Below are 25,451 nucleotides of genomic sequence, written 5' to 3'. Positions count from 1 at the left end.
CGGACCGGTCATCGGCACCCATGCCAGGGCCGATTTCCGGCCCTCCACGTCGTCCGTGCGAACCGCACGTGCGTCCTGGTGCAAAGGGCCTCCCGGGCGGACGACCCCATGCCGTCCGCTGAGACTCGACACCCGTGGATCGGGCATCGACCTGAAAGGGATATTCCCCGATCAGGCCAGGCCATGCCATGGCATATGACGGACGCTCGGTGAAACCCTGGTGAAGGGTTCAGGGGGGAGGGCGGCGGGGCCGAAGGGGCATCAGAAGCCCCCCGGCGCCCCTCAGGTGCCGTAGCGCCGGTGGCGGGCGGCGTAGTCGCGCAGGGCCCGGAGGAAGTCGACCTTGCGGAAGGCCGGCCAGAAGACCTCGCAGAAGTAGTACTCGGAGTGGGCGCTCTGCCACAGCATGAATCCGGACAGCCGCTGCTCGCCGCTGGTGCGGATCACGAGGTCCGGGTCGGGCTGGCCGCGCGTGTAGAGGTGCTCCGCGATGTGGTCGATGTCGAGGATCTCGGCGAGCTCCTCGAAGGAGGTGCCCTTCTGGGCGTGCTCCAGCAGCAGCGAGCGGACCGCGTCGGCGATCTCCTGGCGGCCTCCGTAGCCGACGGCGACATTGACGAGTATCCCGTCGATGTCGTGCGTGGCCTGCTCGGCCTCCTTCAGCACGGTCTGGGTCCGGGCGGGCAGGATGTCCAGGTTGCCGACGTGGTGGACGCGCCAGCGGCCGTCCGCGGCCAGACCCCGGACGGTGTTCTCGATGATGTTGAGCAGCGGGCGGAGCTCTACCTCGGGCCGGTCCAGGTTGTCGGTGGAGAGCATCCACAGGGTGACGACCTCGACGTCCGTCTCGGTGCACCAGCCGAGCATCTCGGAGATCTTGTCGGCCCCGGCCTGGTGGCCCTGCTCCGTCGTGCCTCCGGACGCCTTCGCCCAGCGCCTGTTCCCGTCCAGGATGACGCCGATGTGCTTGGGCGACGCGTCATGGTCGAGGCGGCCTTCCACCCGGCGTGCGTAGAGCCTGTACACCAGGTCGCGCAGCTTCACGATCTTCCAGCCCCTCCGTGCAGTGCCCCCGTGCGAAATGCGGTCCTCCCCCGAGGCGGCCACATTACTGCGCGGCGGGATCGGGTACCCAACTCGGTCTGTCACAACTCCGTGATAGGGAGGACATCGTGACTGATACCAATCCCTATCGGGCAGAGCCCTCGCGCTACGACTCCATGGAGTACCGGCGCACGGGCCACAGCGGCCTCAAGCTCCCCGCCATCTCCCTCGGCCTCTGGCACAACTTCGGTGACGACAAGTCCCTGGCGTCCCAGCGGGCGATCCTGCGCCGGGCCTTCGACCTGGGCATCACCCACTTCGACCTGGCGAACAACTACGGTCCGCCGCCCGGCTCGGCCGAGCTCAACTTCGGCAAGATCTTTTCGCAGGACTTCACGTCCTACCGCGACGAGCTGATCCTCTCCACCAAGGCCGGCTACCTGATGCACCCGGGGCCCTACGGAGAGTGGGGCAGCCGCAAGTACCTGCTCAGCTCGCTCGACGCCTCGCTGAAGCGGATGGGCGTGGACTACGTGGACATCTTCTACTCGCACCGCTTCGACCCGGAGACCCCGCTGGAGGAGACCATGGGCGCCCTCGCGTCCGCGGTCCAGCAGGGCAAGGCGCTGTACGTCGGCATCTCCTCCTACACGGCGGAGCAGACGGTGGAGGCGGTGCGGATCCTGCGGGAGATGGACGTGCGCCCGCTGATCCACCAGCCCTCGTACTCCATGATCAACCGCTGGACGGAGGAGGAGGCGCTGCTCGACACCCTGGACGAGGTCGGCATGGGCTGCATCTCCTTCGCGCCGCTCGCGCAGGGGCTGCTGACCGGCAAGTACCTCCAGGGCATCCCGGAGGACTCGCGTGCCGCCGCGGGCAAGTCACTGAACCCCGCGCTGCTCTCGGAGGACGTGCTCCGCCGCCTCACCGGCCTGAACGAGATCGCGGCCCGGCGCGGCCAGTCGCTGGCCCAGCTCGCGCTGAACTGGGTGCTTCGGGACGACCGGATGACGTCCGCGCTGATCGGCGCGTCGAGCGTGCGGCAGCTGGAGGAGAACGTGGCCGCGCTGGCCGGGGCCCCGCTCTCGGAGGAGGAGCTGAAGGAGATCGACTCCTTCGCGGTGTCCACCCCCGGCACCAACATCTGGGCCCAGCGGAGCCGGCGGGGCTGACCTGCGGGAACGCCGGCGGGGTGGTGGAAACGAAAAACGGGCCGGTCCGTGGGGGGGATACGGACCGGCCCGAGGGGGGGGTTCCACCATAACCCTTCGTAAAGCGTGCTGCGTGCATTGGCGCGACACGATTACGCTCCGAAGCCGCCCAGGAGCACTCCGGTGAGCGCGCCGGCGGCCATGAAGGGCCCGAAGGCGAAGGCCTCCTTCCGGCTCGCGGAGCCGCGCAGCACAAGGGAAAGCCCGTACAGGGACCCGTAGAGGAAGCCGAGGAAGGCCCCGGCGGCCCATACCCCCCACCCGTACCACCCAAGAGCGACCCCGAGCGAGAGCGCCAGCTTGACGTCGCCGAGGCCGAGCCCGGCGGGGTTGACGAGGTGCAGGAAGAGGTACGAGGCCCCGAGCGCTCCCCCGCCGAGCAGGGCCAGCCGCCAGGACCCGGCGGCGCCGGGCACGAGGGCGGCGCCGCCGAGCGCGGCGGCGGCCGCGGCGGCGAGCGGGAGGGTGAGCGGGTCGGGCAGCCGGTGCACGGCGCGGTCGACGAGCACGAGCAGCACGAGCGCGGGCGCGAGCCCGACGAACACCACCGCTTCGGGCCGCCCCCCGACGGCGACGCCGAGCCCTGCGCACACCGCTGCGCTGGCCGCGCAGACCCCGGCGACGGGCCCTCCATACCCATGCGGAGTCGCGGCCTGCTCCGGCGCCGGGCCCGCGGCGGCCCGCACGCCGTCCCGGCAACGGGCCGGCCCGAGCCAGCCGGCCAGCCGGTGCCCCTCGGGGCAGTACTCCCGCCAGCCCTCGTCCGGCTGCACGGAGAACCGGTACAGGGCCCGCGGGATCAACCACCCCCCTACGGCCCCGTACCCGGCGGCAAGAACGATCAGGACAACGCCCACCCCGCGACGGTACAGCCGGTGCGGCTCAAAGACCCGGGGCTCCGCCCCGGCAGCGGTGCGCCCGAGCCCTAAGGTGGCCCCCATGGGGAAATGGCAGGACGGTGAAGGCACCCTCCAAGTCGGCGCGCAGCGCGTAGCCCTGGAGGTCGCCGCCTCCTACCGGGCCCGCACGCGCGGCCTGCTCGGCCGGGCCGGGATCACCGGCGCCATGCTCCTCACGCCCGCCGCAAGCGTGCACACCTTCCGGATGCGGTTCGCGATCGACGTCGCCTACCTGGACCGGAACCTCCGCGTCCTGGACATCGTCACCATGCCCCCGAACCGCCTCTCCCGCCCCCGCCTCCGCTCCCGGCACGTCCTGGAGGCCGAGGCCGGCGCCATGGCCGCCTGGGGTCTGCGCCCCGGTAGCACCGTGAACGTGGACGTACCGGGGCGTCTCACGCCCGGCTAGGCGGCTCCCCTCCCCGGCGGTAGGTTGGGGCGGTTGAGCTGGGGTGTCAGGGGAGCGGCATGACGGAGAACGCGCACATCAAGGCGCTGGAGCAGATCATGCCGGCGACGCACGGCGCCGACGAGGACATCGACTGGCAGGCGGCGGAGGCCGCCTGGGGCACCCGCTTCCCGGCCGACTTCGTCGCCTTCATGGGCCGCTTCGGCGCCGGTTCCATCAACGGTGAGGCCAGCATCCTGCTCCCGCTCCCCAAGCCCGGCCTCCAGTGGGACCCCGCCGAGATGGCGGAGGAGACGGACAACGCCCGCCAGGTCTGGGAGGCCGAGGGCGGCCGGGCCGCCTTCGACGTGGACCCGGAGGCCATCATCGCCTGGGGGGTCACCGGCGGCTCCGACATCCTGTGCTGGCTCACCTCCGACGCCGACCCGGACCGCTGGCCGGTCCTGGTGTGCGGCCGGCACACGGCCGACTCCTTCGCCGTGTACCCGTACGGCATGGCCGAATTCCTCTACCGGCTCTGCTCCGACGAGTTCGACGTGAGCCCCGTCAGCATCACCTTCTGGGACGGCGGCCACCTCAGCTTCGTGCACTGGCGCAAGGCCCAGCGCCGTTGGCAGGAGGGCCGCAACCCCGAGACGGGCGAGCCCGACCCGTACGCGGGCGAATTCTCCGACTGATCCCACGACCCCCGAACAACCCGTTCCCCGACCGGAAACGGGCGTTTCGGCATGTCTACGCGCGTCATAATTGTTGATCTCATATCGGAAAACACCAACCGGAAAAGCCCGCGTTGGAGTATTGCCCACAAGTGCGCCCCCAATGGAACCAACCGCCCCTCGCCAGGAGAGAATTCCGGCCAACGGGCCACGGAGGGACACCCCTGCCCGGAGTAACTCATAAGTAATAACGGGATCCAAAGAAATTCAGGGGAATCCACCCGTGCGACGAAGAATCTTCCGCACGTCCGCCACCACGGTCGTGCTCGGTCTGCTGATGCCTCTGACCGGTTGCGGCGGCTCCGACGACGGCGCGGGTGGCAGCGGCACGCTGCACCTCGTGGCCGCCGAATACGGCGACACTCCGGCCACCAGTTCAAAGGCTTTCTGGGACAAGGTGACCCGGGATTTCACCGCCGCCCACCCCGGTATCAAGGTCGAGGTCAAGCTCCTGCCGTGGGCCGACATCGACCGCGAGGTCTCCCGTATGGTCAAGGCCGGCAAGGCGCCGGACATCGCCCTCATGGGCTCCTACTCGGACTTCGCGGCACAGGGCAAGCTCTATTCCGCCGAGGAACTCCTCTCCATCAGCGCCGAGGCGAACTTCCTCGCGCCGCTCGCCGAGGCCGGTTCCGTCGGCAACACCCTCTACGGCCTGCCCTGGGTGGCGAGCAGCCGCCTCCTCTTCTACAACAAGGCCCTCTTCGACAAGGCCGGCATCAAGGACGCGCCCAAGACCTGGCCCGACCTGAAGGCCGACGCCCAGGCGCTCAAGGCGAAGGGCGTGAACTACCCGTACGCCCTGCCCCTGGGCCCGGAGGAGGCCCACGCCGAGGCGATGATCTGGGAGCTGAGCAACGGCGGCGGCTACGCCGACAGCAGCGGCAACTACAGCCTGGCCTCCGACCAGAACGTCCTGACCTGGAAGTGGGTCAAGGAGCAGCTGGTCGCCCCGGGTCTGGTCGGGCCCACCCCGCCGTCCCAGCTGAACCGTGCCGACGCCTTCGCCGCGTTCCTGAAGGGCGAGGTCGGCATGGTCAACGGCTATCCCTCGCTCCTGCACGAGGCGCGCGCCAAGGGCATCGACGTCCGCGCCGTCTCGATGCCGGTCTCGGACACCCTCGGCGCCGGGGAGAACCCGCCGGCCGTGGGCGTGGCCGACTGGATGATGGCCTTCAAGCAGAACGGCAAGCGCGCCGAGATCGGGAAGTTCCTCGACTTCGTCTACCAGGACAAGAACCTGACGGACTTCGCCGGCCGCTACCACCTGCTGCCGTCCACCGTCTCCGCCTCGCGCACCCCGTCGGGCGGCGGCATCGACAAGAACGACGAGCAGTTCCTGACCGCGCTGCGCGGCGCCCAGCTCTACCCGGTCAACGACCCGTCCTGGGTGACCGTCAGCGACACGATCAAGCGCAACATCGGACGCGCCGTGGAGCCGGGCGGCGACCCGAGGACCGTCCTGGAGGACATCGCCTCCAAGGCGAACGAGGCGTCCAAGAAGCACTGAAGTCCCCCGTGACACGGGACCTTCGCCCCCTGCCGCAGGCCACCCCGTGCGGCACAATGGCCACTACGGCTCTTGATCCAAGGCCGTCGGCCCAGTCGCCCGCCGAGCACTCACAAGGTGCGCGGGGCGACAGGCCTCCTCAACTCCGTTGTCCTGCCCGGCCTAGCGGGTCTTCCCCTGGTCCGAGGCGAACGCCGTGCGGTACTGCTCGCAGCTGGAGTCCCAGCCCAGGGTGCCGGTGAGCGTCCCGTAGCCGGAGCGGGTGACCGACCACTCCACCGTGTACTGTCCGGTGTCACACGCGATGCGCTTGCCGCCCGCGACCTGCTTGCGCCCCGTCGGCTTCTGGCCGGCGAGTTCCTGGCGCACCTCCCCCGCCTTCGCGCCCTTCGCGGTGCGCAGTACCGCGTGGACGACGATCGGGTGCTCGCCCTCCTTGACCGTCAGCGCCTGCTTCACCACCGTCGAGTCCGACACCGCCCAGGCGAACTCGTACGAGGGCTCCCACGCCAGGGTCTCGGGGTCGGGGACCTTCCGCTCGTAGTCCGGCGCGGCCGAGGGGCCGGGGCGGGTGACCGTCTCGTACTGGACCCCGGTGTGGAAGCGGAACTGAGCCTCCACCTTGTGGTTCTTGTCATCGGTCCACATCGACTTCATGGACTTCTCGCCGCCGGCCGGGTCCTGGAGGTACGCCGACCCCTGCGCGGCGGTGGCCGGCTGGACCAGGGCGGGGGCGAGGACGGCCGCGGAGGTGGCCAGGGCGAAAACGGCGATTCGGGTGCGTTTCATACCCGGTCCAACGGGGCCCCGCGGCGGGCCGGAACGACGCCGGGCCCGCTTTCACCCGTACGGGAGGACCGCAGGGGCCCGTCTTGCGGATCAGGCCTGGCCGGTCTCGAAGCGGCTGATCCTGCCGCCGCCGGGGGCGATGGTGAACTTCCAGGCGGTGCGCATCTCGCCCCAGGTGTCGTTGCGGAAGTTGGCGACCAGGCGGTGCCCGCCGTCGGACTCGGACTGGACGTCCATGTGGCCGCCGGAGTCGAAGATCTCCTTGTCGATCCACTCCTGGAGGTCGCGGTCGGAGCCGTCGTCGGACATGGTCGCGTCGGCGGTCAGGAGCTTGAGGAAGGCCTCCTTGTCGTGCGCGTTGACGGCGCTGACGAGGGCGCTGACCACGGGGTCTGACAGTTTGCCGGGGGCGATGGTCACGGGGGTCTCCTGGTGGGGCGAGTCGTCGGGCGTACGTTCGTACGTCCGTGACCAGGGAACACCCGGCGCCCGGTCGCGTCGTCGACCCTCACCCGTTCGCCGCCGGACGGCGTGTCAGGAGGTGCGGACCGGGAAGCCGGTCAGCCGGCCCTGCTCCTTGAGCCAGGCCAGCACCTGGTCGAGGGCTTCGACGGTCTGGGAGCGGTTGCCGCCGCCGTCGTGGAAGAGGACCGTCGGGCCGTTGCCGATCTCGTTCTTCACGGCGGCCACGATCGCGGCGACGCCCGGCTTGCCGAAGTCCTTGGTGTCGACGTTCCAGCCGAGGGGACGCATCCCGTTCGCGGCGGCGATCCGCCTGCTGTCGGGGGTGAACGCGCCGCCGGGGGCGCGGTAGTACTCGACCTTCGCGCCGCCGCCCGCGGCCTCCTCGATCAGCCGCTTCGCGTCCAGGATCTGCTGCTCCTGGTAGGCGACGGGCTTCTTGTCCATGGACGTGTCGTGGTCCATGGTGTGGTCGCAGAGCCGGTGGCCGGCCGCGACCACCTTCTTGACGAGATCGGGGTGGGCCTTGGCCTGCGGCCCGATCATGCAGAAGGTCGCCTTCGCGTCGTACTTCGCGAGGACGTCGAGCACCTGCGGGGTCCATCGGGGGTCGGGGCCGTCGTCGATGGTGATGTTGACGGCGTTGCCGCCGCTCTCGGAGGCGTGGGCTATGCCCTGGGGTATCCGCGGGGCCTGCTCGGGAGCCTGGTTGCCGCCGCTCCCCTCGGCTTCCCTCTGCCGGGACACGTTCTGGCGCGGGGCGCCGTGTCCGGAGTCGACGAGCGTCGCCACTCCCCACACGGTCGCCGCCACCGCCGCGGCCGATGCCGCGACGGCTATCCGGGCCCCGATGCGCTGCTTCTTCGTACGCGCCTTGTTCGTCTGCGTCTGCGTCTTCATGCGGGCGTCCACTCCCCATCCGCCTTGTGAGCGTTCCGCGGATCAAGACGTGCGGCACCATCGGGGGGTTCCAGCCAATTGCCCCCTAAATTCCGCGTAATGGGACCTTGGTCCTTGATCGTCCCGAATTCCCGCCCAGGTGGAACCACGCCGAAACGATTCGCCTCCCCGAGCTCCGCGGCCTCCGCCTACGACAAGGCCCGGCTCCGGGGGATCCGTTCATCCCCTGAAGCCGGGCCGAGTGCGGCGACCGTTCAGGTCAGTGCGCGAGGGACTCCTGCGGGGCCGGGGCGGCGGCCTGCCCCTTGTCCGTGCCGTCCGCGCCGCCGGCCGGGGCCGGACCCGCGCCCCGGAGCGGGACCTCCTTGACGAACAGGGCCGCCAGGAAGCCCAGTACGGCCACGCCCGCACCGAGCAGGAACGCGGAGTGCGTACCGGCGGCCACCGCGTGCTGGTAGGCCTCGCGCACGACCTCCGGCAGCTTGGCCAGGCTCGCCGCGTCCAGCTGGGCGGAGCCGGCGGCGTTCGCGGCCTGCGGGCCCAGGCGCTCGGACATGGTGTGCGTGACCTGGCTGGTGAAGAGGGAGCCCATCAGGGCCACGCCGAAGGAGCCGCCGAGCGTACGGAAGAGGGTCGCCGAGGAGGACGCGACGCCCATGTCCTTCATGTCGACGCTGTTCTGCGCGACCAGCATGGTGATCTGCATGAGGAAGCCGAGACCGGCGCCGAGGACGGCCATGTACACGCCGGAGACCAGGCGCGAGGTGCCGGTGTCCATCGTCGCGAGCAGGAAGAGCCCGACGACCATGAGCGCGCCGCCGACGATCGGGAAGATCTTGTACTTGCCGCTGCTGGTGGTGATGCGGCCCGCGATCAGCGAGACGGCCATCATCGAGAGCAGCATGGGCAGGAGCAGCAGGCCGGAGTTGGTGGCGGAGGCGCCCTGGACCGACTGCTGGAACAGCGGGAGGTAGAGCACGCCGCCGAACATGGCGAAGCCGACGAGGAAACCGATCACCGACATGAGGGTGAAGTTGCGGCTGCGGAAGATGTGCAGCGGCATGACCGGCTCGGCGGCCTTGGTCTCGGCGAAGAGGAACGCGCCGATGGAGACGACGCCTACGACGATCAGGCCGATGATCTGACCCGAACCCCAGGCGTACTCGGTGCCGCCCCAGGTGGTGACGAGGACGGTGGAGGTGATGGCGACGGTCAGCAGGGCCGCGCCGAGGTAGTCGATCTTCGGCCGGTGGCCGTCCGCCTTCTTGGGGAGGTGCAGGACGGCGGTGACCATGGCGAGGGCGACGGCGCCGAGCGGCAGGTTGATGTAGAAGGACCAGCGCCAGCCCATGTGGTCGGTGATGGTGCCGCCGACCAGCGGGCCGCCGATCATGGCGAGGGCCATCACGCCGGCCATCATTCCCTGGTACTTGCCGCGTTCGCGGGGCGGGATGAGGTCGCCGATGATCGCCATGACGCCGACCATCAGACCGCCGGCGCCGAGGCCCTGGATCGCGCGGAAGCCGATCAGCTGGCCCATGTCCTGGGCCATGCCGCTGAGCGCGGAGCCGATCAGGAAGATGACGATCGAGGTGAGGAAGGAGCCCTTCCGCCCGTACATGTCGCCGATCTTCCCCCAGATGGGGGTGGAGGCCGCGGTGGCCAGCGTGTAGGCGGTGACCACCCAGGAGAGGTGCTCCAGGCCGCCGAGCTCGCCGACGATGGTCGGCATCGCGGTCCCGATGATCATGTTGTCGAGCATGGCCAGCAGCATCGCGATCATGAGTGCCATGAGCACCACGCGCACGCTGCGCGGCTTCACCTCCTCCGAGGTGTCCGCCGTCTTGACTGTCTCGCCCATGTCCACTCCCCTGGTACTTCTTCAGCACACCGGCACTTACTTGCCGCCCGGCTAGTTCACTACAATGGGGACGGTAGACCCGTAACTAGCCGGGCGTCAAGTAAGTAATTTTGGGGAGAGCCATGTCCAGCAGCAGTCCGCAGCAGCGCCGCGGCAACACGCGGCAGCGGATCCAGGACGTCGCACTGGAGCTCTTCGCAGAGCAGGGGTACGAGAAGACGTCGCTGCGCGAGATCGCGGAGCGACTGGAGGTCACGAAGGCGGCGCTGTACTACCACTTCAAGACCAAGGAAGACATCATCATCAGCGTCTTCGAGGACACGACGCGCCCGATCGACGAGCTGATCGCGTGGGCCGAGAGCCAGCCCACGCCGCGCACCCTGGAGACCAAGCGGGAGGTGCTGCGCCGCTACAGCGAGGCGATGGCGGCGGGCGCCCCGCTGTACCGCTTCATGCAGGAGAACCAGGCGACGGTGCGTGACCTGAGCATCGGCGAGACCATGAAGAAGCGGCTCTTCCGGCTGGTGGAGTTGCTGCGCACGGAGGAGGGTCCGCTGACGGACCAAGTGCGCTGCGTCAGCGCCCTGTTCACGCTGCACGCGGGGATGATGTTCCTCCAGCACGTGGAGGGCGACCCGGAGGAGACCCGCCTGGCGGCCCTGGAGGTCGCGACGGACCTCATCACCCAGGCCCACCACCAGGAGCCCTGACCCCGCCGGTCCGGGCCCCGCCGGTCCGGACCCCGCCGGTCCGGGCCCACCGCCTGAACGTAGCCTGACCCTTGGAACGTCTGGACGACCAATTCAAGGGGGTCTGGTGTCTTTCGACAAAGAATGGGCAGAGCTGAGGTCGGCAGCGTCCGATCGGCAGACGGCGATGCGGCTCAACCAGCTTGAGCCGGGTGGCGGAGGAGGGCCGGGCCCCCAGGGCGACTTGGAGATGGACCACCAGGACCTGGCGGCCATCGGCGACGCCGCGTTCAAGCTCCGGCAGCGGCTGAGCACGGACGGGGACCACGCCAAGGCGAGTACGCACGAGGCGGCGGGCTCCTTGAAGAAGGACTTCGCCCTGGGCGGCGCGCTGTCGACCGTGGCCGACAAGTGGCACGACCAGGTCGGCACGCTGCTGGATGCCTGCGCCCACATCTCCAACCACCTCGACTACACGAAGAACGCGCACGCCGGTGACGAGACGTGGCTGGTGACGCAGTTCAAGTTCGCCCAGCTGAACGCCGGCTTCGAGGAAGGGGCGCAGCGCTGATGGACTTGGACGCTCTGCGATTCGCAGATTTCTCGAAACTTTCGACAGCCGTGGGCGACTGGACCGCCATGGCGACGAAACTGTGGGAGCTCGAACACGATGCCCGCGGTGACCTCGGCGGGAAGGCCGCGAAGGCCAACTGGGCGGGCGTGAACGCCACCGTGACCCGGGAGTTCATCGGCAAGACCGCCAAGGAGTTCGCCGACGCCGCGACCGAGGCGACCAGCATCGGGAACATCCTGCGTGACACCCACAGCGAGCTGGTCGACTACAAGGCCCGGCTGAACGAGGCCATCCGGCGCGGGCTGGAGAAGAACCTCACGGTGGTGGGCACGGGTAACGGCGGCTTCACCGTCACGATGAACATCCACCCCGACCGCGCCGCCAAGGGCACCTCGGTGCCCGAGCACACCGAGGCCGACGCGACCGCCCTGCGGGACGAGGTGCAGCGGATCCTGGAGGGTGCGACCGAGAGCGACACGACGGCGGCGCAGGCCCTGACGATGCTGGTCGGCCAGACCCCGTACGGCTTCTCCGACGCCGCCTACTACGACCGCGACCGCGCCGCGGACGCCATGAAGGACGCCGACCGGATCGCGAAGCTCCTCAAGACCAAGGGCGACGACATGTCCCCCGAGGAGTTCGACAAGCTCAACTCCGACCTGGCCAAGTACAAGGACGACCGGCTCTTCCAGGAGAAGCTCGCCACCACCATCGGTCCGCGCGGCCTGCTCGACTTCTGGGCGGACCTGGCCGATCCGTCCGACGGCGGCACGCTGCAGCGCTCCCGCCACGACCAGCTCGGCGACTTCCAGCGCAACCTCTCCCTCACGCTGGCCGGCGCCACCCAGTCCGACAGCCCGGCGATGCGGACCTGGGAGAACGACATGGTCAAGCTGGGCGAGGAGCGGATCCAGACCCGCGGCAGCCAGGTCTACGGCTACCAGGTGATGAGCAACCTCATGCGCAACGGGGACTGGGACAACCGTTTCCTGAACGACTACGGCAACGCGCTCGTCGCCACCGAGAAGAAGATGAAGCTCCCGGCCAACTACTGGAACGGCGGCGTTCCGCCGGTCCCGAAGATGAACTTCATCGGCGAGGACTTCGGCCGCGACCCCATGACCGGCTTCATGACGGCCCTCGCCGCCAGCCCGAACGCCGCGACCGAGTTCTTCAACGCGACCCAGCCCACCGACAACGCCCAGTACGTCCTGGGCGACCGGCAGACCTTCGACGACACCCCCCTGAACGGCAAGGACGGCAACACGGCGCGCGAGGCCACCGGCGCCGCCCTGGTCTCCGCCGCCACGGGCGTCAACCCGAACGACCCGACGGCCCGGCCTGTCGATCACACTCCCGAGCACCGCCAGGTCCTCGACCGCTCGCTGCAGTACCTCTCCGCGCGGGGTGATGACTTCCCCTCCGAAATGCGCGACGACATGGCCAAGATTCTGGTCAATCATGGCGACGTGGTGCATCACACGGCCAGCGCGCATGCGGACGACGAGAACGATCCCCGGCTGCTGGACCGCAAGGAGCTCATCGAGGTCAGCAAACAGGTCTCCCGCGATCAGACCGCCTACGGAATCCTCAATGACGGTATGAACCAGGAAATGTTGCGCGACATCCACAACGACCGCCCGAGCGACCCCAAGGAGACGCTGCTCCGTGCGGGCGCCACGGTGGGGTTCCTGGAGGAAGCCCGCTATCAAGCACTCAAGACGGACAAGGAAGACCCGTCCTGGGATGCCAAGTGGCTCTACCACGGCTTCGGCGGCGCCGCGAACTTCATCCCGGTCGTCGGCGACGCCGCCCAGCGCGGTGTCGACGCGCTCGCCTACCAATGGCAGTTGGACGAGCAAGCCCGGATCAACGCCGAGATCTCGCGCGAGAACGGCAAGACATTCACCGTCCGGGAGCACCAGTTGCAGGCGCTCGCCGACGAGTGGGCCAAAGCCAACCCCAACGCCGGCAACAATCGCTACGTATTGACGGACGAGATCAACGGGGCAGCCTTCGACGGCAACGACCGGGCGGCCGCACTGGCAGGCGACCAGTGATGCGGCGCGGCACGGCGACCGTCTCGGTCCTCCTGGCTGGCCTGGTCATGGCGTGCTCCGCACCTGCTCAGTACGCGGTCCCCGACGACGTCTGCGGAGTGGCCGTCGACGGCTCCGCACTCGCGCCGCTCCTTCCCCGAGGAAAGAAGCTGGACCAGACGACGGCCAATTCCAATGCCGACACATCACGGTGCCGCGTGCGCGTGGACGAGCGCGGGGTCCTGTCCGTGGAGAGCTACGTCACGTCCGTGGACAACAACCCGGTCGAGACCAAAGCCTGGGAGCTGGTGCACCCGGCGAAGATCCAGGTGGGCGACGACGCCCGCGTCGGTGATGCGATGGCCATCGCCGTGGCCACGTGCACCTACCGGGCTGAGCCCCGCAAGTTCGTGGTCCAGGCATACCCGTTTACGCTCGCCTCGGACCTGCCGAAGCGCCGCGACGCCCTCACCCGGTTCATGGAGGCATACTTCCCGGCCGCCAAGAAGGCCGCCGGGTGCGCCTCGTGAGCGGCCGCCGTGCCACTGCCCTGGCCGCCGCCGTGCTCTTGCTGGGGGCCGGTGTGGCAGGGTGCGCGCAAAGCCAGGACTACGCGGTACCCGGCGACGTGTGCGGCGTCGAAGTGCAGGCCGCTCTGCTGAAACCGCTGCTCCCGCCGGGTGATTCGTTCAAGCAGGGCGACACCCGTGAGCGCGGTGGAGACATCACCAGTTGCGGGATGGAAGTCGACAAGCGCCGCGAGCTGACGTTCCAGGCAAGCCTGGTGGCCGCCGATCTGGACCCTCTGCAGGTCAAGAGCCATAGCCTGCTGGGCGCCGGGAATCCCCGGAAGGCGGACATCGGCACCGACGCGCGGATCGCGGACGGCGGGGCGATGGCGTACAGCGCGTGCACGTACAAGGGTGAGCCGCGCCGGTACGTGGTGGAGATCTGGGTGCAGAAGGCTCCGACCGACGTGGACAAGCGCCGCGAGGACCTCGCCCGCTTCATCGCCGCCTACCTCCCGGCCGCCCAGAAGGCAGCCGGCTGCACCTCGTGACCCGACGGCGGCACCGACCCGTGTCCGGGTCCGGTGCCGCCGTCGGAAGGCCACCCGGACCGGGACGGGACCCGGGACCCGGGACCCACCGCGCTCAGCCCCGCAGGCGCCGCTCCGACTCGGCGATCGGGACGTCGTTGATGCTGGCCTCCCGGCGCCGCATCAGGCCGTCCTCGGCGAACTCCCACTGCTCGTTGCCGTGGCTGCGCCACCACTGGCCCTCCGCGTCGTGCCACTCGTACTCGAAGCGGACGGAGATGCGGTTGCCGGTGTACGCCCACAGCTCCTTGCGGAGCCGGTAGTCCAGCTCGCGTTCCCACTTCTCGGCGAGGAAGGCGCGGATCTCGGCGCGGCCGGTGAGGAAGCGGTCGCGGTTCCGCCAGACCGAGTCCTCGGTGTACGCGAGGGAGACCCGCTCCGGGTCGCGGGTGTTCCAGGCGTCCTCGGCGGCCTGCACCTTGGCGCGGGCGGATTCCTCGGTGAAGGGCGGCAGGGGCGGACGGGTCATGGCGGTTCCTTCCAAGCGCGAGCAGCGTCGAGAAAGGTCGTTCTCCACGCTACGAGAACGACCGTTCTCCGCGCAAGCGGAAACCGGCTACCCTGCCGCCATGGACGACGAAGAGGCACGGACCCGACTGCTCGACGCCGCGGAGGAGCTGTTCTACCGCCACGGCATCCAGGCCGTCGGCATGGACCGCATCCGTGCGGCCTCGGGCGTACCGCTGAAGAGGCTCTACAAGCTCTTCCCGGCGAAGGAATCGCTGCTCATCGCATACCTGGAGCGGCGCGACCGCCGCTGGCTGGGCAGCCTGCGGGAGGCGGTGAACGGGGCCGGGGCCGCCGATCCGGTCGGCGCCGTCTTCGGCTGGCTGGCGCGGTGGTTCTCCGAGCCGGACTTCCGGGGCTGCGCGTTCCTGAACGCGTACGGGGAGCTGGGCGCGGGCCCGGCGCCGGTCCTGGACGTCGTACGCCGCCACAAGGCGGAGCTGCGGGAGCTGCTGGCGGGCCTGGCCGACACCCCGGCCCAGGCCGACCAACTGCTGATCCTGGTGGAGGGCGCCACGGCGGTGGCCGCCCTGAACCCCGGCCCGGAGCCGGCCCTGCGCGCCGGGGAGGCGGCGGCACGACTCCTGTCGGCCGCAACGCCATAGCGGCGCTAACGGCCGGTGTACCGCCCGTCCGCCGCACGGTGGCGCAGCAGTTGTCTGTCCGGTTTCCCGCCGGGGGTCAGGGGGATCCGGTCCGTCCAGAAGACGGCGGTCGGGCGGTGGAGCGGGGGCAGGGTCCGCGCCACCAGGGCGCAGGCTTCCGCGGCCGGCCTCTCGCCCGGCGACCAGCCCGGCGCCGGGACCAGGAAGGCGCAGACCTCCTCACCCGTGAGACCACTGGGCCGGCCCACCACCACCGCCTCGGCCACGCCCGGATGGCGGGTCAGAGCCGCCTCGACCGGCACGCAGTACACGTTGTTCCCGTCGACCGTCACCACGTCGGCGGCCCGGTCGTCGAGGTAGAGGTAGCCGTCCTCGTCGAGGTGGCCGAGGTCGCCGGTACGCAGCCAGCCGTCGCGCAGCACCTCGGCGGTGCGGGCGGGTTGCTTCCAGTAGCCGGTCATCATGGCCGCGGACCGGGTCCACACCTCGCCCGTGCGCCCGGCGGGCAGGTCGCGGCCCCGGCCGTCGCGTACGCGGACGTCCGCGCCCGGGGCGGGCCGGCCGACGGAGGTCAGGAGTTCGGGGCGGTGGCCGGTCACCGCGGCCCGGTGGTCGGCGGGGGTGAGCCGGCAGATCACGGCGGCTTCGTTCGAGCCGTAGCCCTGCTGCCAGCGGCCGCCCCAGCGGGTCACGGCCTCCCGCAGCCGCTCCGGAAGGATGGGCGAGGCGCCGTACGAGATCACGTGCAGCCCGGGGATGCCCTCGCCGGTGGCCGGGTCGTCGAGCAGGCGGTACACCATCGACACCAACAGGTACGTGGACACGGGGCCGAGGCGCCCGCAGGCGGCGGCGAAGCCCGCGGTGGAGAACGGGGCGAGCACTTCGACCCGGCCGCCGGCACGGAACTGCTCCAGGCACCGGCCGCCCGCGCGCTGGTCGAGGGAGGTGACGGAGAGGAAGACCGGTTCCTCGCCGTCGGCCGGCTCGCCACGGTTCCTGCTGGTGCGGCCCTCGGCGCGGGCGCCCAGTGCGCCGAAGGTGGACGCCACCCCCTTGGGCCGTCCGGTGGTACCACTGGTGTACGTCACGCGGGCGATGTCGTCCTCGCGGGCCCGTACGGCGACCGGTGCCGGATCGCGGTCGGCGGCCTGGGACAGCAGCCCGGCCAGGTCGAGCCGGGGTGTGCCGTCGGTGGCGGGGAGCGGCATGTCGTGGACAGTCAGAGAGGGTTCGCAGTCCCGCAGGATGAAGTCCAGCCGGTGGACGGACGCGTCGGCGACGACGTGGGTGAGCCGGGCGCCCAGAACGTGGGCGGCCAGCCGGACCAGCAGCGCCTCGGGCCGGTTCCCGGCGGTGACCAAGGCCAGGCCCTTGCCCCGGTCCAGGCCCGCGTCCGCGAGCGCCCCGGCCAGCCGGTGGACGTCGGCCAGGACCGTGGCGTAGTCCCGGACCGTCGCACCGGCGCCCAGCGCCGGGCGGGGCGCGTTGCGCCCGAGCGCCTCGACCAGCCCTGTCACGTACCGCGCGCTCACAGCCATCCGGTGCCCTCCCCTCTCCGCACGCGCGCCCACCCGGGCGCACGGGAAGGGCCGTACTCAAGGCAACGACGCTACCGGGGAAACGAGCCCGCGTGTGTCCTGGTTCCGGCCAGGCCTGCGTCGGCCGCGTCAGGACTGGGTGAAGCTCACGACCGGGCCGTCCGCCATGTCGGCCATCGCCTTGTGAATGCCGATCAGGCCGAGTACGACGGGTGCCCGCGGCCTTCTCGGCCTTGCCGCTGTCCGTACCGTCGCCCATGGGTGACGCCTCCCCCGATGTCGGCTGCGGATCCCTGCCGCCGCCCGCGCCCGTGGGCGCTCAGCCATGCGCGCCATCCGCGACGCCTCACCAGCACCCCCTGGCTCCCTCCACTCACAGCCTGAACGCACGGCTACGGCGGATTGACGCTTCTGCGACCAGGTTGCGCGTGGCGTACGAGCCACTCAGCGGTGTGGCTGCCATCCTGACGACGGCAGCCGTATCGGCCCTCCTCCGGTGCGGGAGCAGCCACCGTCCACGGAAAGGTGACCGCGTCGTGTACATGATGCGTCAGGTGTTCAGAGCCGAACGAGGGAAAGCGCCGGAGATCGTGGAGGCGTTCAAGAACCTCACCGCAGCGCTTGGAGAAGCCGGGTATACGAACCGGCGCATCTACGTCGACTACGCCGGCCCCATGGACACGGTCGTCTGCCAATGGGAATTCGACAGCCTCGACCAGTACTTCACCATGGAGCGAGGGTTCTTCGTGGATCAGAGTGCGGACGTGCAGTCGCTGGTCAAGACGTTCAACAGCTACGCGACATCCGGCCTCAAGGAGATCTACGAGGTCATCCAGTAGCGGATCACCGAGGCGCTGTGGCGCAGGTCACAGCAATCCGGTTCGGTGTCCCGTCACATTCGCCCGGGCCCATGCGTCAGAGCTCTGTAACCGTCGATACGGCAAGGAGCTCACCATGGAAGCCCGTCTCAACCTCTACGCCAGCCCCACCGCCGCCAAGTTCGCGAAGTACATCAACTCCGCGGGCAAGGCCGTCACCGACTCGACCCTCCCGGCCGCGACCCAGGAGCTGGTGAAGATCCGGGCCAGCCAGATCAACGGCTGCGGCTTCTGCACGGACATGCACACCAAGGACGCCACGCACGCCGGGGAGACCGCGATCCGCCTGAACCTGGTCGCGGTGTGGCGCGAGGCCAAGGTGTTCACCGACGCCGAGCGCGCGGCCCTGGAGCTGACCGAGCAGGGCACCCGCATAGCCGACGCGGCCGGCGGCGTCTCGGACGAGGCCTGGGCGAACGCGGCCAAGCACTTCGACGAGGAGCAGCTGGCGGCCCTCGTGTCCCTCATCGCCCTGATCAACGCCTACAACCGGATGAACGTGATCATCCAGCAGCCGGCCGGCGACTACCAGCCGGGCCAGTTCGGCTGATCCCGAGCCGGATGGGTCACAGGGCGCGGCTGAACTCCAGCCGGTCGGCGAAGTTCTCGTAACCGGCCCTGGCGAACGCCTTCGCCAGGGCCGTGTTCGCCGCGTCGCACTCCCCCCGGATCTCGGAAGCCCCGGCCGCGGCGAGGATCCGCGTCCCGCGGAGTACGGCGGATGCCGCGTACCCCTTGCCGCGGTGTCGAGTTCACACCAGCCTAAGCCCACATCTGCGCACTGCGCAGGAGTTGGCTGTGGACCTGTGAGAGGCGGTAGTCGGCCAGGGCTCCGGACTGGACCACCAAGTAAAGGGTGTTGATGGGTGGGATCTCCGGTTCCAGGAGGGTGACGAGGGCTCCCGAGGACAAGGCCGCGGAGCACAGGCAGCGGGGCAGGACCGAGATGCCCGCGGAGGAGATGACCGCGGACATGACGGCGCGCAGGTCCGGTACGACGACGCTGGGCGCCATCGTCGGTGTGGCGTCGAAGACGTTCTTCCAGTACTGCCGGATCAGTGGCAGCGTTTCGGCGTACGCGATGAGTGGAGCCTTGGACAGGAGGTCCACGTCGTCCTCGGTCACCCCGTGCGGGAACATCTCCTGCGCCATCGTGGGCGAGGCGACGAGGATGAGTTCCTCGTCCGCGAGGGGGGTCGTCTCCAGCCCTCGTCTACGGGGCCGGATCGTGGAGACGACCAGGTCGAGGAAGCCCTCGGAGAGCCGGTCCAGGAGTTCGTAGCTGACACCGACGGAGGTCTTGATGTCCATTCCGCCGGCCGCCAGCCGGGATAAGGCGGGCATGAGTCGCGCCGCGGCCAGTTCCGGTGTCGCTCCGATCCGAAGCGGCCGGTTCTCCTCACCGTCGCCGAAGTGGCGGCCGATGGCGATGCTCAGGTTCTTCAGAGAGTCCTGCACGTCCTTGGCGAGGACGGTCGCACTGGGTGTGGGCACGACCCCGCGCGGATTGCGCTCGAAGAGCGGGAGTCCGAATTCCAGCTCCAGTCCGCGGATCTGTTGGGTAACGGTGGGCTGGCTGATTCCCAACTGGCGGGCCGCCTTGGTGAACGACCCGGTGTGGTAGACGGCCATGAAGGTTTGGAGCCACAGCAGTTGCATAGAAGGCCGCTCCCCCGGTCGGCCTATCGCATGGCGCGCCCAGCGGCGTGATCCATGCTCCTTACAAACAACCCCCGGTAACCGGTGGTTGTTCCGTTACGCCGGACGGAACTCCTCACCGCCCAAGGTCCCCGCCGCGCGCAGCGCGCTGCGCTGGATCTTCCCGGAGGCGGTCATGGGCAGCTCTTCGGTGAATTCGATGACACGGATCGACTTCTCTTCCGGGAGGTCGTGTCCGGCCTGGGTCAGGAGCTGCTGGGCGGTCGCCCCCGTCGCTTCCCCGCCAGGGGCCAGGGTGACGAAGGCCTTGGGGATCCACATCCCGATCGGGTCGGGTACGGGAACGACGGCGGCCTGCTTGACCGCCGGTTGGCGCAACAGGACCGCTTCCAGTTCCAAGGGGGCGATGCGATGGTCGAAGGACTTGAACATGTCGTCGCTGCGGCCCGCGTAGTGCAGGGCGCCGGTCTCGTCCTGGGTGACCAGATCACCCGTGTGGTAGCGGCCTCCGGCGAAGACCGCGGCGGTTTTGGCTCCGTCCCCGAGGTAGCCGCTGAGCATGCCGGCGGGCCGGTTGGCGAGGTCCAGACAGAGTTCGCCCGGTACGCCGGGTGGGGCCGGGGTCCCGCTGTTCGATTGGGCGACGATGACCTCGTAGCCGGGCATCGGCCGGCCCATGCTCCCCGGGTGGGGTCTGTGCCCGGGAGGATTGCCGATCTGGCAGGTCGTCTCCGTCTGCCCGTAACCGTCCCGCAGCACGACGCCCCAGGACGACTCGACCTGCTCCATGAGCGCAGACTCCAGCGGCTCCCCCGCCGAGGTGGCCTCTCGCAGGGCGGGCGGCCTGTCGCCCAGGCCCTCGGCCACCATCCCGCGCCAATGGGTGGGCGGTGCGCAGAAGGTGGTCACGCCCCGCGTGCGCAGGGCGTCCAGGATGGCGGACGGGCCGGCCTCCGGCGAGGAGAGAACGAGCAGGGTGGCTTCGGCGTTCCAGGGCACGAAGAGGGAACCCCACGAGTGCTTGGCCCAGCCGGGTGCGGAGATGTTCAGGTGGACGTCTCCGGGCTGGACTCCGTTCCAGTACATGCTGGAGAGGTGGCCGACGGGATAGCTGACGTGGGTGTGGACGACCATCTTGGGCTTGGAGGTGGTGCCCGAGGTGAAGTAGCAGAAGAGCGGGTCGTCGGCACCGGTCGGCGCCCCCGGCACGAAGGGCCCCTCCGGGGCGCCGTACGAGTCTTCGTACGAGGTCCAGCCCACGACGGGCGGACCCGTGCAGATGCGGGTCCACCCTCCGGGGATGCCGGCGAACCTCTCCGTCAGTCCGCTCTCGGTGAGGACGTGGCTGATCCCCGCGCGGTGGATGCGGTCGGCCAGGTCGGCCGGGGGAGCGGTCGGGTAGGTGGGGACGATGATGGCGCCGAGTTTGATCGCCGCGAGGATCGTCTCCCACAGGGGCAGCACGTTGTGCAGGGCGAGCAGCACCCGGTCCCCGCGCCTGACTCCGATCTCCCGGAGCCACAGGGCGACCTGGTCGGAGCGCCGGGACAACTCGGCGTACGAGAGCAGGGTGTCCCCGTCGTCGCCGATGAGGTGCAGGGCCGCGCGGTGGTTGTCGCGGGCGATGACGTCGAACCAGTCCAGGGCCCAGTTGAACCGCACCAGCTCGGGCCAGGCGAAGGCGGCGCGAGCGGCCTGGAGGTCGGTGCGGTGCGTCAGCAGGGTGTCGCGCGCGGCACGGAAGCGCTCGGTCGCGGTCCGGGTGGTCATGAGGTCTGTCCCTTGCCCAGCAGGATCCGGCGGTCGTCGGCGGTGGCGCGGCCGGCGGCGGCCGGCGGCTCGGCCGCGTCGGTGCGGGGGTGCAGCATCGCCTGGGCGATGGCCTCCGCGTCCTGACGGAACAGTGTGTTCAGGCCCGGCTTGCCGCTGCCGACCTGGGTAAACCAGCGGGTGTGTTCGGTCGGTATCCCGAGTGCGTAGAGCCCGTCGTGGACCCTGCCGTCCCCCGCGATGACCCGGAAGGGCGCCGTGGTCACGTTCAGGCCGCCGGTCGGGAGGGGCGGCGCGGTGTCGGGGCCGGTGCGGAAGTACTCCGACACGACTCCGCCGGTCACCAGGGACGTCATGAGCGCGGATTCGTCCCGGTGCAGATCCGGGGTCGGGATACGGGCGTCGATCAGGGTCGTCGCGAACCGCTCCGAGCCCGGGACCTGCGCGGAGCTCACCCGGAACCGGCCGGTCGCCTCGTCGGCGGTGAACCGCGTCCCGGGACCGGCCACCTCCACCACCCCGGTCTCGATGAGCGCCACCAGCTGCTCGACGCGTTCGGCGGGCGGGCCCGCCGACAGCAGGGCGTTGGCGGGAAGGAAGCCCCGGACGAACTCCTCTTCGTGGGACCGCGGGAGCAGCCCGCCGAAGTCCACCGCCTCGCGGACCACGTTGCGGGTGTCGCGCAGGACGTCGAGGGCCGCCTTGAGCGGTCCGCGGCTGTTGCCCAGCGCGGCCTCCGCCAGGTCGGCGCGCATCAGCGCGAGGAGCTGCTCGGTGAACTCGCCGGGGCCGGCGAAGACCTGCCCCTCGAAGGGGCGCGCGAGCCGTCGCAGGTCCAGCGGGGGAGGCGTGCCGTCCGCACCGCTCTGCCGCCACACCTCCAGGTGGACCGCCTCCAGCTCCCGGACGAGCAGGGGGAGGACGTCCTCGACGAAGGACAGCTGGTCGCTGCCCGTGCGCCGGATGCGGCGGGCGCGCGCCTGGGCGACGGCCTCCTTCGTCAGGTACCGGGGGCGGTGCGTGTGGTCGGGCGCCTTCTGGTTCACACCGCGGGCCGGGATCGGCAGCCCGCTGCGGGAGCCGGCCACGATGTGCGGCTCGCGGCCGCTCGGCAGGTAGGCGAAGTTCCCTTGCGCGGTGCGCTTGAACTCCCCTCCGCGGCCGACCGTCAGCGCGAGCATCACGTCGTAGAAGGAGAGGCCGAGGCCTCGGACCGCCACCGTGCTGCCCGGTGCGATGGTGCTCTCGTCCAGGTCCATGTCGGCGGCGGAGTCGCCGCACACGTAGCGGACGTGGCCGCCGTGGCCCGCGGCGAAGTCGAGCATCCGCCGCTCGAAGGCGTCGGGGGTGTTCCTCGGATGGCCGGTGGCCAGCAGCACCTGGTCCGCGGCGATCAGGTGGGGCCGTGCGTCGACTTCGAGGAGCCAGCCGCCGACCGGCCGGGCGGTGAGCGAGGTGATGCGCGCCTTCGTGCCGATGAGCTCGACATGGGCGGGCAGGTGCTCCTCGATGGTCCGGTAGACCGCCCGCAGGTAGCGCCCGTAGGTGCGGCGGGTGGCGTAGCCGTCCGTGTGGAGCGGGATCTCACCGGGCTCGGCGCGCGACCACTCCTCCAGGGAGGGGCCGGCTCCCGGCCGCCACGGGCCGCCGTCCGGGCTGCCGGAGTACATGGTGATCTGACCGGCCACGGTGTTCATCGTGTACCAGTCGTCCTGGTCGGTGCGCCAGACGCGGCCGGCGCCCACCTCGACGGCGTCGATGGCGTGGATCCGTACCGGGCGCTCCGGGTCCGACGCGGCCAGCTGGACGGCGAGGCTTTCCAGGACCGAGATCCCGCGCGGTCCGGTGCCGATCACCGCGAGTGTCAGGGGGTCGGTGGTGTGCGTGGTCATCGGGGTGAGCCCTTCTGGATGCGGTTCGGGCCCAGCGCGGGCCGGCCGGCGCCGGCGCGTTCGAGGGCGGGCCCGTCGAAGGTGCGCTGCACGTGGCCGAGCATGCGCAGGAACCCGTCGGCGGTGAGCCGGGAGGCGCGGGTCGGGGGAACGGCGCGGAGGGGCATGGCGCCGACGGACAGCCACTGGAGCCGGCCCTCGCCGTCGATGTAGGCGCGAGAGCGCTGCGCGTTGTCGGCGTGCAGGCAGTACGGGACGTCGAGGTAGCCCCGGCGGAAGGCGGTCAGCAGGGCGCGCCCGGGGTCCGTGTCGAGTTCGAGGACGGCGTCGATCAGGGCGCGCGCCTCCGCGTACATCGCTTCGGCGCCGCCGTCGAAGGACGGATCGCCGAACGCCCCGTCCGCGAAGGCCGGACCGGCCGCCTTGCCCGGGACGGCGTCGAGGACCGTCTCGGCGGCCCGGGCCGCTTCCTCCAGCGCCTGTACGTTGTCGGCGATCGTGGGGATGCGGTGGGCCTCGGCCGGGGTCTTCACGATGAGCCGCTCGGTCCCGGTGACCCGGGCCAGGACGGCGCTGCTGCGCAGGAGGTCCAGGGCGCCTTCCGGGGTCTGCGGGAAGACGCCCATGTAGGTGTAGAGGACGACGTGCCACTCGGTGCCGGTGAGGAACTCCCCCGCCAGCCGGCGCAGGGCAGCGAGCGCCTCCACGTCCTGGCCGAAGCTGGTCTGCTGCGCGTAGCTCAGCGAGATGCTGGTCAGTCCGTGGTGCTGGAAGAAGACGCCTTCCAGTACGGACAGGGCGACCAGCAGGGCGGGTGGGCACAGCTGGCCGAGCATGCAGCCGCCGAAGCTCTCCAGGTGGGCCCCTTCGACGCGTTCGGCGAGGAGCTCGCAGCTGCGCGACCAGGCGTCGACGGACTCGTGGAGCGGGGTCCGGCTGTAGGGCAGGCAGTACGAGACGGGGCCGCCCTCGGTCGCGTCGAGTCCCGCGTCGAGCAGCGCGCGGACGATGCCCAGCGGGAGCGGGGAGCCGTGGCGTACCTGGATGGCGAACCCGGGGTCGCCGAGGCTGTCGATCATGTTCCGGGTGGTCGCGGCGCCGTGGGCCACGATCGGGAAGCCGTTGAGGTCGCTCCCGGCCGCCAGGGCCTGGCGCGCCGAGTCGTGGTCGCCCACGCGGGTGTAGCTGTCCAGCGTGATGGTGCCGACGGTGGTGGCGCGGGCCGCCTGGACGGCGGTGAGGCCCTGGCGCATCTCGGCCACGGTCGGCATGCCCATGCGGGGCTGGACGACGAGGCGGCCCCGCCGCGCGGCGTCCCGGACCGCCGATCCGAACGTGACCCGCGGGAGAGCAGCCGGCTCCGCGGGAAGGGTGCTCACGAGGCGGTTTCCAGGATGCGGGGAGCCCCCGTCATGGCGAGGTAGTCACGGAAGGCGCCGATGCCTTCGCCGTCCTCGAAGACCGCGTCGAATCCGGCGTCCATCAACGCGGCGCCGAATCCTTCGCCTTCGCTGCCGCGCGTGCCGAGTTTGCCGCCGATCACGACGGGCAGCCCGGACACCGACTCGGTGCGGCGAAGGCGGGAGATCAGGCGCCTGCCGTCGAGGAATCCATGACCGTTGACGCTGCTGATGACGACCATGTCCGGCTGCACGCGTTCGCATTCCGAGATGAGCAGTTCGTCGGGCACGCAGGCGCCCACGTTGACGACGTCGTGGCCCATCTCCTCCAGCAGGATCTGCAAGAAGACGAGGTTCCACGTGTGGGAGTCCGATGAGGTGCTGGAGACCAGAACTCGTCTCTTCCGCTCCGCGGTGGCGGGGATATCCTGTGGGGGCCTGTCCAGAGTCATGCGTGTCACTTCCAAGGGATGCCGTGGTGCTGTGTCCGGTCGATGGGGCGTGCCCCGGGCGGTAGGACGCCCGGAGCACGCCGTTCTCACCCGCCGGTCCCGGGGGACGTCAGGCGGTGTGCGCGAGGTCAGGAAGCGGCGGAGACGACCTCACGGATGGGCTTCTTCGGCACGCGGGCCTCGGCCGGGCGGGTCCGGATCGCCAGGACCGTGCAGCCCGAGCTGCTGGACATCTGGTGCTCGGTGCCGGGCCCTTCCACCACGAGGTCGCCCTTGAAGTAGGACACGCCGTCGCTGTGGTCGAGCTGACCGTCCAGTACGAGCATCAGCTCGTAGCCGGTGTGCTCGTGGAAGTCGCCGTGGGCGGTCGGGGGGAAGCGCAGGAGCAGGCCTACCGAGTCTTCGCCGGTTTCCGCGTCGGGGGCCCACAGGACGTGGTGTTCGACTCCGATCCGGCCGGGCTCGGCCCAGGTGGACCATTCGATGTCCTTCAGCTCGAACCCGCTGCGGAACACGTTCTTGATGTACTCGATCTCAGCCATCTA

26 protein-coding genes are annotated in these 25,451 nt (G+C 70.2%); 12 read left to right on the top strand and 14 right to left on the bottom strand.

Annotation, left to right across the window (positions count from 1 at the left end):
- Nucleotides 1-282 precede the first annotated feature (282 nt).
- Nucleotides 283-1,044, bottom strand: a complete 762-nt coding sequence (locus ACGFYU_RS22955; RefSeq protein ID WP_393829171.1) for an isoprenyl transferase — start codon at nt 1,042-1,044, stop codon at nt 283-285.
- Nucleotides 1,045-1,172: 128 nt separating this feature from the next.
- Here ACGFYU_RS22955 and mgrA point away from each other — a divergent pair, with 128 nt between their 5' ends.
- Complete coding sequence (gene mgrA, locus ACGFYU_RS22950; RefSeq protein ID WP_393829170.1) at nt 1,173-2,219, top strand: L-glyceraldehyde 3-phosphate reductase; 1,047 nt, start codon at nt 1,173-1,175, stop codon at nt 2,217-2,219.
- 131 nt (nt 2,220-2,350) lie between these two features.
- Here the strand turns inward: mgrA and ACGFYU_RS22945 are convergent, their stop codons facing one another.
- Nucleotides 2,351-3,115 carry a prepilin peptidase gene (locus ACGFYU_RS22945; RefSeq protein ID WP_393829169.1) on the bottom strand — a complete coding sequence of 255 codons (765 nt, stop codon included), beginning with the start codon at nt 3,113-3,115 and terminating at the stop codon, nt 2,351-2,353.
- An 82-nt stretch (nt 3,116-3,197) separates the two neighbouring features.
- On the opposite strand from ACGFYU_RS22945, the gene ACGFYU_RS22940 reads away from it, so the two are divergent.
- From ACGFYU_RS22940 to ACGFYU_RS22930, 3 genes are all read left to right on the top strand, one after another.
- Nucleotides 3,198-3,566, top strand: a complete 369-nt coding sequence (locus ACGFYU_RS22940) for a DUF192 domain-containing protein (protein ID WP_393829168.1) — start codon at nt 3,198-3,200, stop codon at nt 3,564-3,566.
- Nucleotides 3,567-3,625: 59 nt separating this feature from the next.
- The gene (locus tag ACGFYU_RS22935; protein WP_393829167.1) at nt 3,626-4,243 is read left to right on the top strand and encodes an SMI1/KNR4 family protein; all 618 of its coding nucleotides are present in this window, start codon (nt 3,626-3,628) and stop codon (nt 4,241-4,243) included.
- Between the two features lie 316 nt (nt 4,244-4,559).
- Nucleotides 4,560-5,792, top strand: coding sequence for an extracellular solute-binding protein (locus tag ACGFYU_RS22930; RefSeq protein WP_393829207.1), 1,233 nt, complete (start codon nt 4,560-4,562; stop codon nt 5,790-5,792).
- A gap of 162 nt (nt 5,793-5,954) precedes the next feature.
- Here ACGFYU_RS22930 and ACGFYU_RS22925 read toward each other — a convergent pair whose 3' ends face one another.
- The 4 genes from ACGFYU_RS22925 to ACGFYU_RS22910 form a co-directional block, all read right to left on the bottom strand.
- Complete coding sequence (locus ACGFYU_RS22925; protein WP_393829166.1) at nt 5,955-6,581, bottom strand: hypothetical protein; 627 nt, start codon at nt 6,579-6,581, stop codon at nt 5,955-5,957.
- Between the two features lie 90 nt (nt 6,582-6,671).
- Nucleotides 6,672-7,001, bottom strand: a complete 330-nt coding sequence (locus tag ACGFYU_RS22920; RefSeq protein ID WP_393829165.1) for a nuclear transport factor 2 family protein — start codon at nt 6,999-7,001, stop codon at nt 6,672-6,674.
- Between the two features lie 114 nt (nt 7,002-7,115).
- The gene (locus tag ACGFYU_RS22915) at nt 7,116-7,943 is read right to left on the bottom strand and encodes a polysaccharide deacetylase family protein (RefSeq protein ID WP_393829164.1); all 828 of its coding nucleotides are present in this window, start codon (nt 7,941-7,943) and stop codon (nt 7,116-7,118) included.
- A gap of 259 nt (nt 7,944-8,202) precedes the next feature.
- A complete protein-coding gene (locus ACGFYU_RS22910; protein ID WP_393829163.1) occupies nt 8,203-9,804 on the bottom strand; it encodes an MDR family MFS transporter in 1,602 nt (533 codons plus the stop codon).
- A 122-nt stretch (nt 9,805-9,926) separates the two neighbouring features.
- On the opposite strand from ACGFYU_RS22910, the gene ACGFYU_RS22905 reads away from it, so the two are divergent.
- The 5 genes from ACGFYU_RS22905 (at nt 9,927) to ACGFYU_RS22885 (ending at nt 14,166) form a co-directional block, all read left to right on the top strand.
- The gene (locus ACGFYU_RS22905) at nt 9,927-10,514 is read left to right on the top strand and encodes a TetR/AcrR family transcriptional regulator (RefSeq protein WP_393829162.1); all 588 of its coding nucleotides are present in this window, start codon (nt 9,927-9,929) and stop codon (nt 10,512-10,514) included.
- Nucleotides 10,515-10,743: 229 nt separating this feature from the next.
- Nucleotides 10,744-11,064: a hypothetical protein gene (locus tag ACGFYU_RS22900; protein WP_393829161.1), complete on the top strand. Its 321-nt coding sequence runs from the start codon at nt 10,744-10,746 to the stop codon at nt 11,062-11,064.
- Between the two features lie 68 nt (nt 11,065-11,132).
- Nucleotides 11,133-13,127, top strand: a complete 1,995-nt coding sequence (locus ACGFYU_RS22895) for a hypothetical protein (RefSeq protein WP_393829160.1) — start codon at nt 11,133-11,135, stop codon at nt 13,125-13,127.
- Entirely contained in the window at nt 13,127-13,636 is a 510-nt protein-coding gene (locus ACGFYU_RS22890) for a hypothetical protein (RefSeq protein WP_393829159.1), read from the top strand. The genes ACGFYU_RS22895 and ACGFYU_RS22890 overlap by 1 nt, the downstream gene beginning before the upstream one ends.
- Nucleotides 13,633-14,166: a hypothetical protein gene (locus tag ACGFYU_RS22885; RefSeq protein ID WP_393829158.1), complete on the top strand. Its 534-nt coding sequence runs from the start codon at nt 13,633-13,635 to the stop codon at nt 14,164-14,166. Before ACGFYU_RS22890 ends, ACGFYU_RS22885 begins: the two co-directional genes overlap by 4 nt.
- Before the next feature lie 94 nt (nt 14,167-14,260).
- On the opposite strand, the gene ACGFYU_RS22880 is transcribed toward ACGFYU_RS22885, so the two are convergent.
- Nucleotides 14,261-14,674 carry a nuclear transport factor 2 family protein gene (locus ACGFYU_RS22880; RefSeq protein ID WP_393829157.1) on the bottom strand — a complete coding sequence of 138 codons (414 nt, stop codon included), beginning with the start codon at nt 14,672-14,674 and terminating at the stop codon, nt 14,261-14,263.
- Nucleotides 14,675-14,774: 100 nt separating this feature from the next.
- On the opposite strand from ACGFYU_RS22880, the gene ACGFYU_RS22875 reads away from it, so the two are divergent.
- Nucleotides 14,775-15,317 (top strand): TetR/AcrR family transcriptional regulator, encoded by a 543-nt coding sequence (locus ACGFYU_RS22875; protein WP_393829156.1) that lies wholly within the window; start codon nt 14,775-14,777, stop codon nt 15,315-15,317.
- A gap of 5 nt (nt 15,318-15,322) precedes the next feature.
- On the opposite strand, the gene ACGFYU_RS22870 is transcribed toward ACGFYU_RS22875, so the two are convergent.
- Nucleotides 15,323-16,855 (bottom strand): class I adenylate-forming enzyme family protein, encoded by a 1,533-nt coding sequence (locus ACGFYU_RS22870; RefSeq protein ID WP_393829155.1) that lies wholly within the window; start codon nt 16,853-16,855, stop codon nt 15,323-15,325.
- A gap of 428 nt (nt 16,856-17,283) precedes the next feature.
- Here ACGFYU_RS22870 and ACGFYU_RS22865 point away from each other — a divergent pair, with 428 nt between their 5' ends.
- Both ACGFYU_RS22865 and ACGFYU_RS22860 read left to right on the top strand, forming a co-directional pair.
- Nucleotides 17,284-17,694: a hypothetical protein gene (locus ACGFYU_RS22865; RefSeq protein WP_393829154.1), complete on the top strand. Its 411-nt coding sequence runs from the start codon at nt 17,284-17,286 to the stop codon at nt 17,692-17,694.
- A 115-nt stretch (nt 17,695-17,809) separates the two neighbouring features.
- Nucleotides 17,810-18,283: a carboxymuconolactone decarboxylase family protein gene (locus ACGFYU_RS22860; protein WP_393829153.1), complete on the top strand. Its 474-nt coding sequence runs from the start codon at nt 17,810-17,812 to the stop codon at nt 18,281-18,283.
- A gap of 212 nt (nt 18,284-18,495) precedes the next feature.
- Here the strand turns inward: ACGFYU_RS22860 and ACGFYU_RS22855 are convergent, their stop codons facing one another.
- The 6 genes from ACGFYU_RS22855 to ACGFYU_RS22830 form a co-directional block, all read right to left on the bottom strand.
- Entirely contained in the window at nt 18,496-19,392 is an 897-nt protein-coding gene (locus ACGFYU_RS22855) for a LysR family transcriptional regulator (protein WP_393829152.1), read from the bottom strand.
- Nucleotides 19,393-19,488: 96 nt separating this feature from the next.
- Nucleotides 19,489-21,162 carry an AMP-binding protein gene (locus ACGFYU_RS22850; protein ID WP_393829151.1) on the bottom strand — a complete coding sequence of 558 codons (1,674 nt, stop codon included), beginning with the start codon at nt 21,160-21,162 and terminating at the stop codon, nt 19,489-19,491.
- Complete coding sequence (locus tag ACGFYU_RS22845) at nt 21,159-23,054, bottom strand: FAD/NAD(P)-binding protein (RefSeq protein WP_393829150.1); 1,896 nt, start codon at nt 23,052-23,054, stop codon at nt 21,159-21,161. The genes ACGFYU_RS22850 and ACGFYU_RS22845 overlap by 4 nt, the downstream gene beginning before the upstream one ends.
- Nucleotides 23,051-24,433, bottom strand: a complete 1,383-nt coding sequence (locus tag ACGFYU_RS22840) for a methylaspartate mutase (protein ID WP_393829149.1) — start codon at nt 24,431-24,433, stop codon at nt 23,051-23,053. Before ACGFYU_RS22840 ends, ACGFYU_RS22845 begins: the two co-directional genes overlap by 4 nt.
- Complete coding sequence (locus tag ACGFYU_RS22835) at nt 24,430-24,906, bottom strand: cobalamin B12-binding domain-containing protein (RefSeq protein WP_393829148.1); 477 nt, start codon at nt 24,904-24,906, stop codon at nt 24,430-24,432. Before ACGFYU_RS22835 ends, ACGFYU_RS22840 begins: the two co-directional genes overlap by 4 nt.
- Nucleotides 24,907-25,034: 128 nt before the next feature.
- A complete protein-coding gene (locus ACGFYU_RS22830) occupies nt 25,035-25,448 on the bottom strand; it encodes a cupin domain-containing protein (protein ID WP_393829147.1) in 414 nt (137 codons plus the stop codon).
- Nucleotides 25,449-25,451 lie beyond the last annotated feature (3 nt).

Source organism: Streptomyces sp. NPDC048337 (assembly GCF_043201175.1).
Taxonomy (GTDB): domain Bacteria; phylum Actinomycetota; class Actinomycetes; order Streptomycetales; family Streptomycetaceae; genus Streptomyces.
This window is presented reverse-complemented; position numbering and strand designations above follow the sequence as displayed.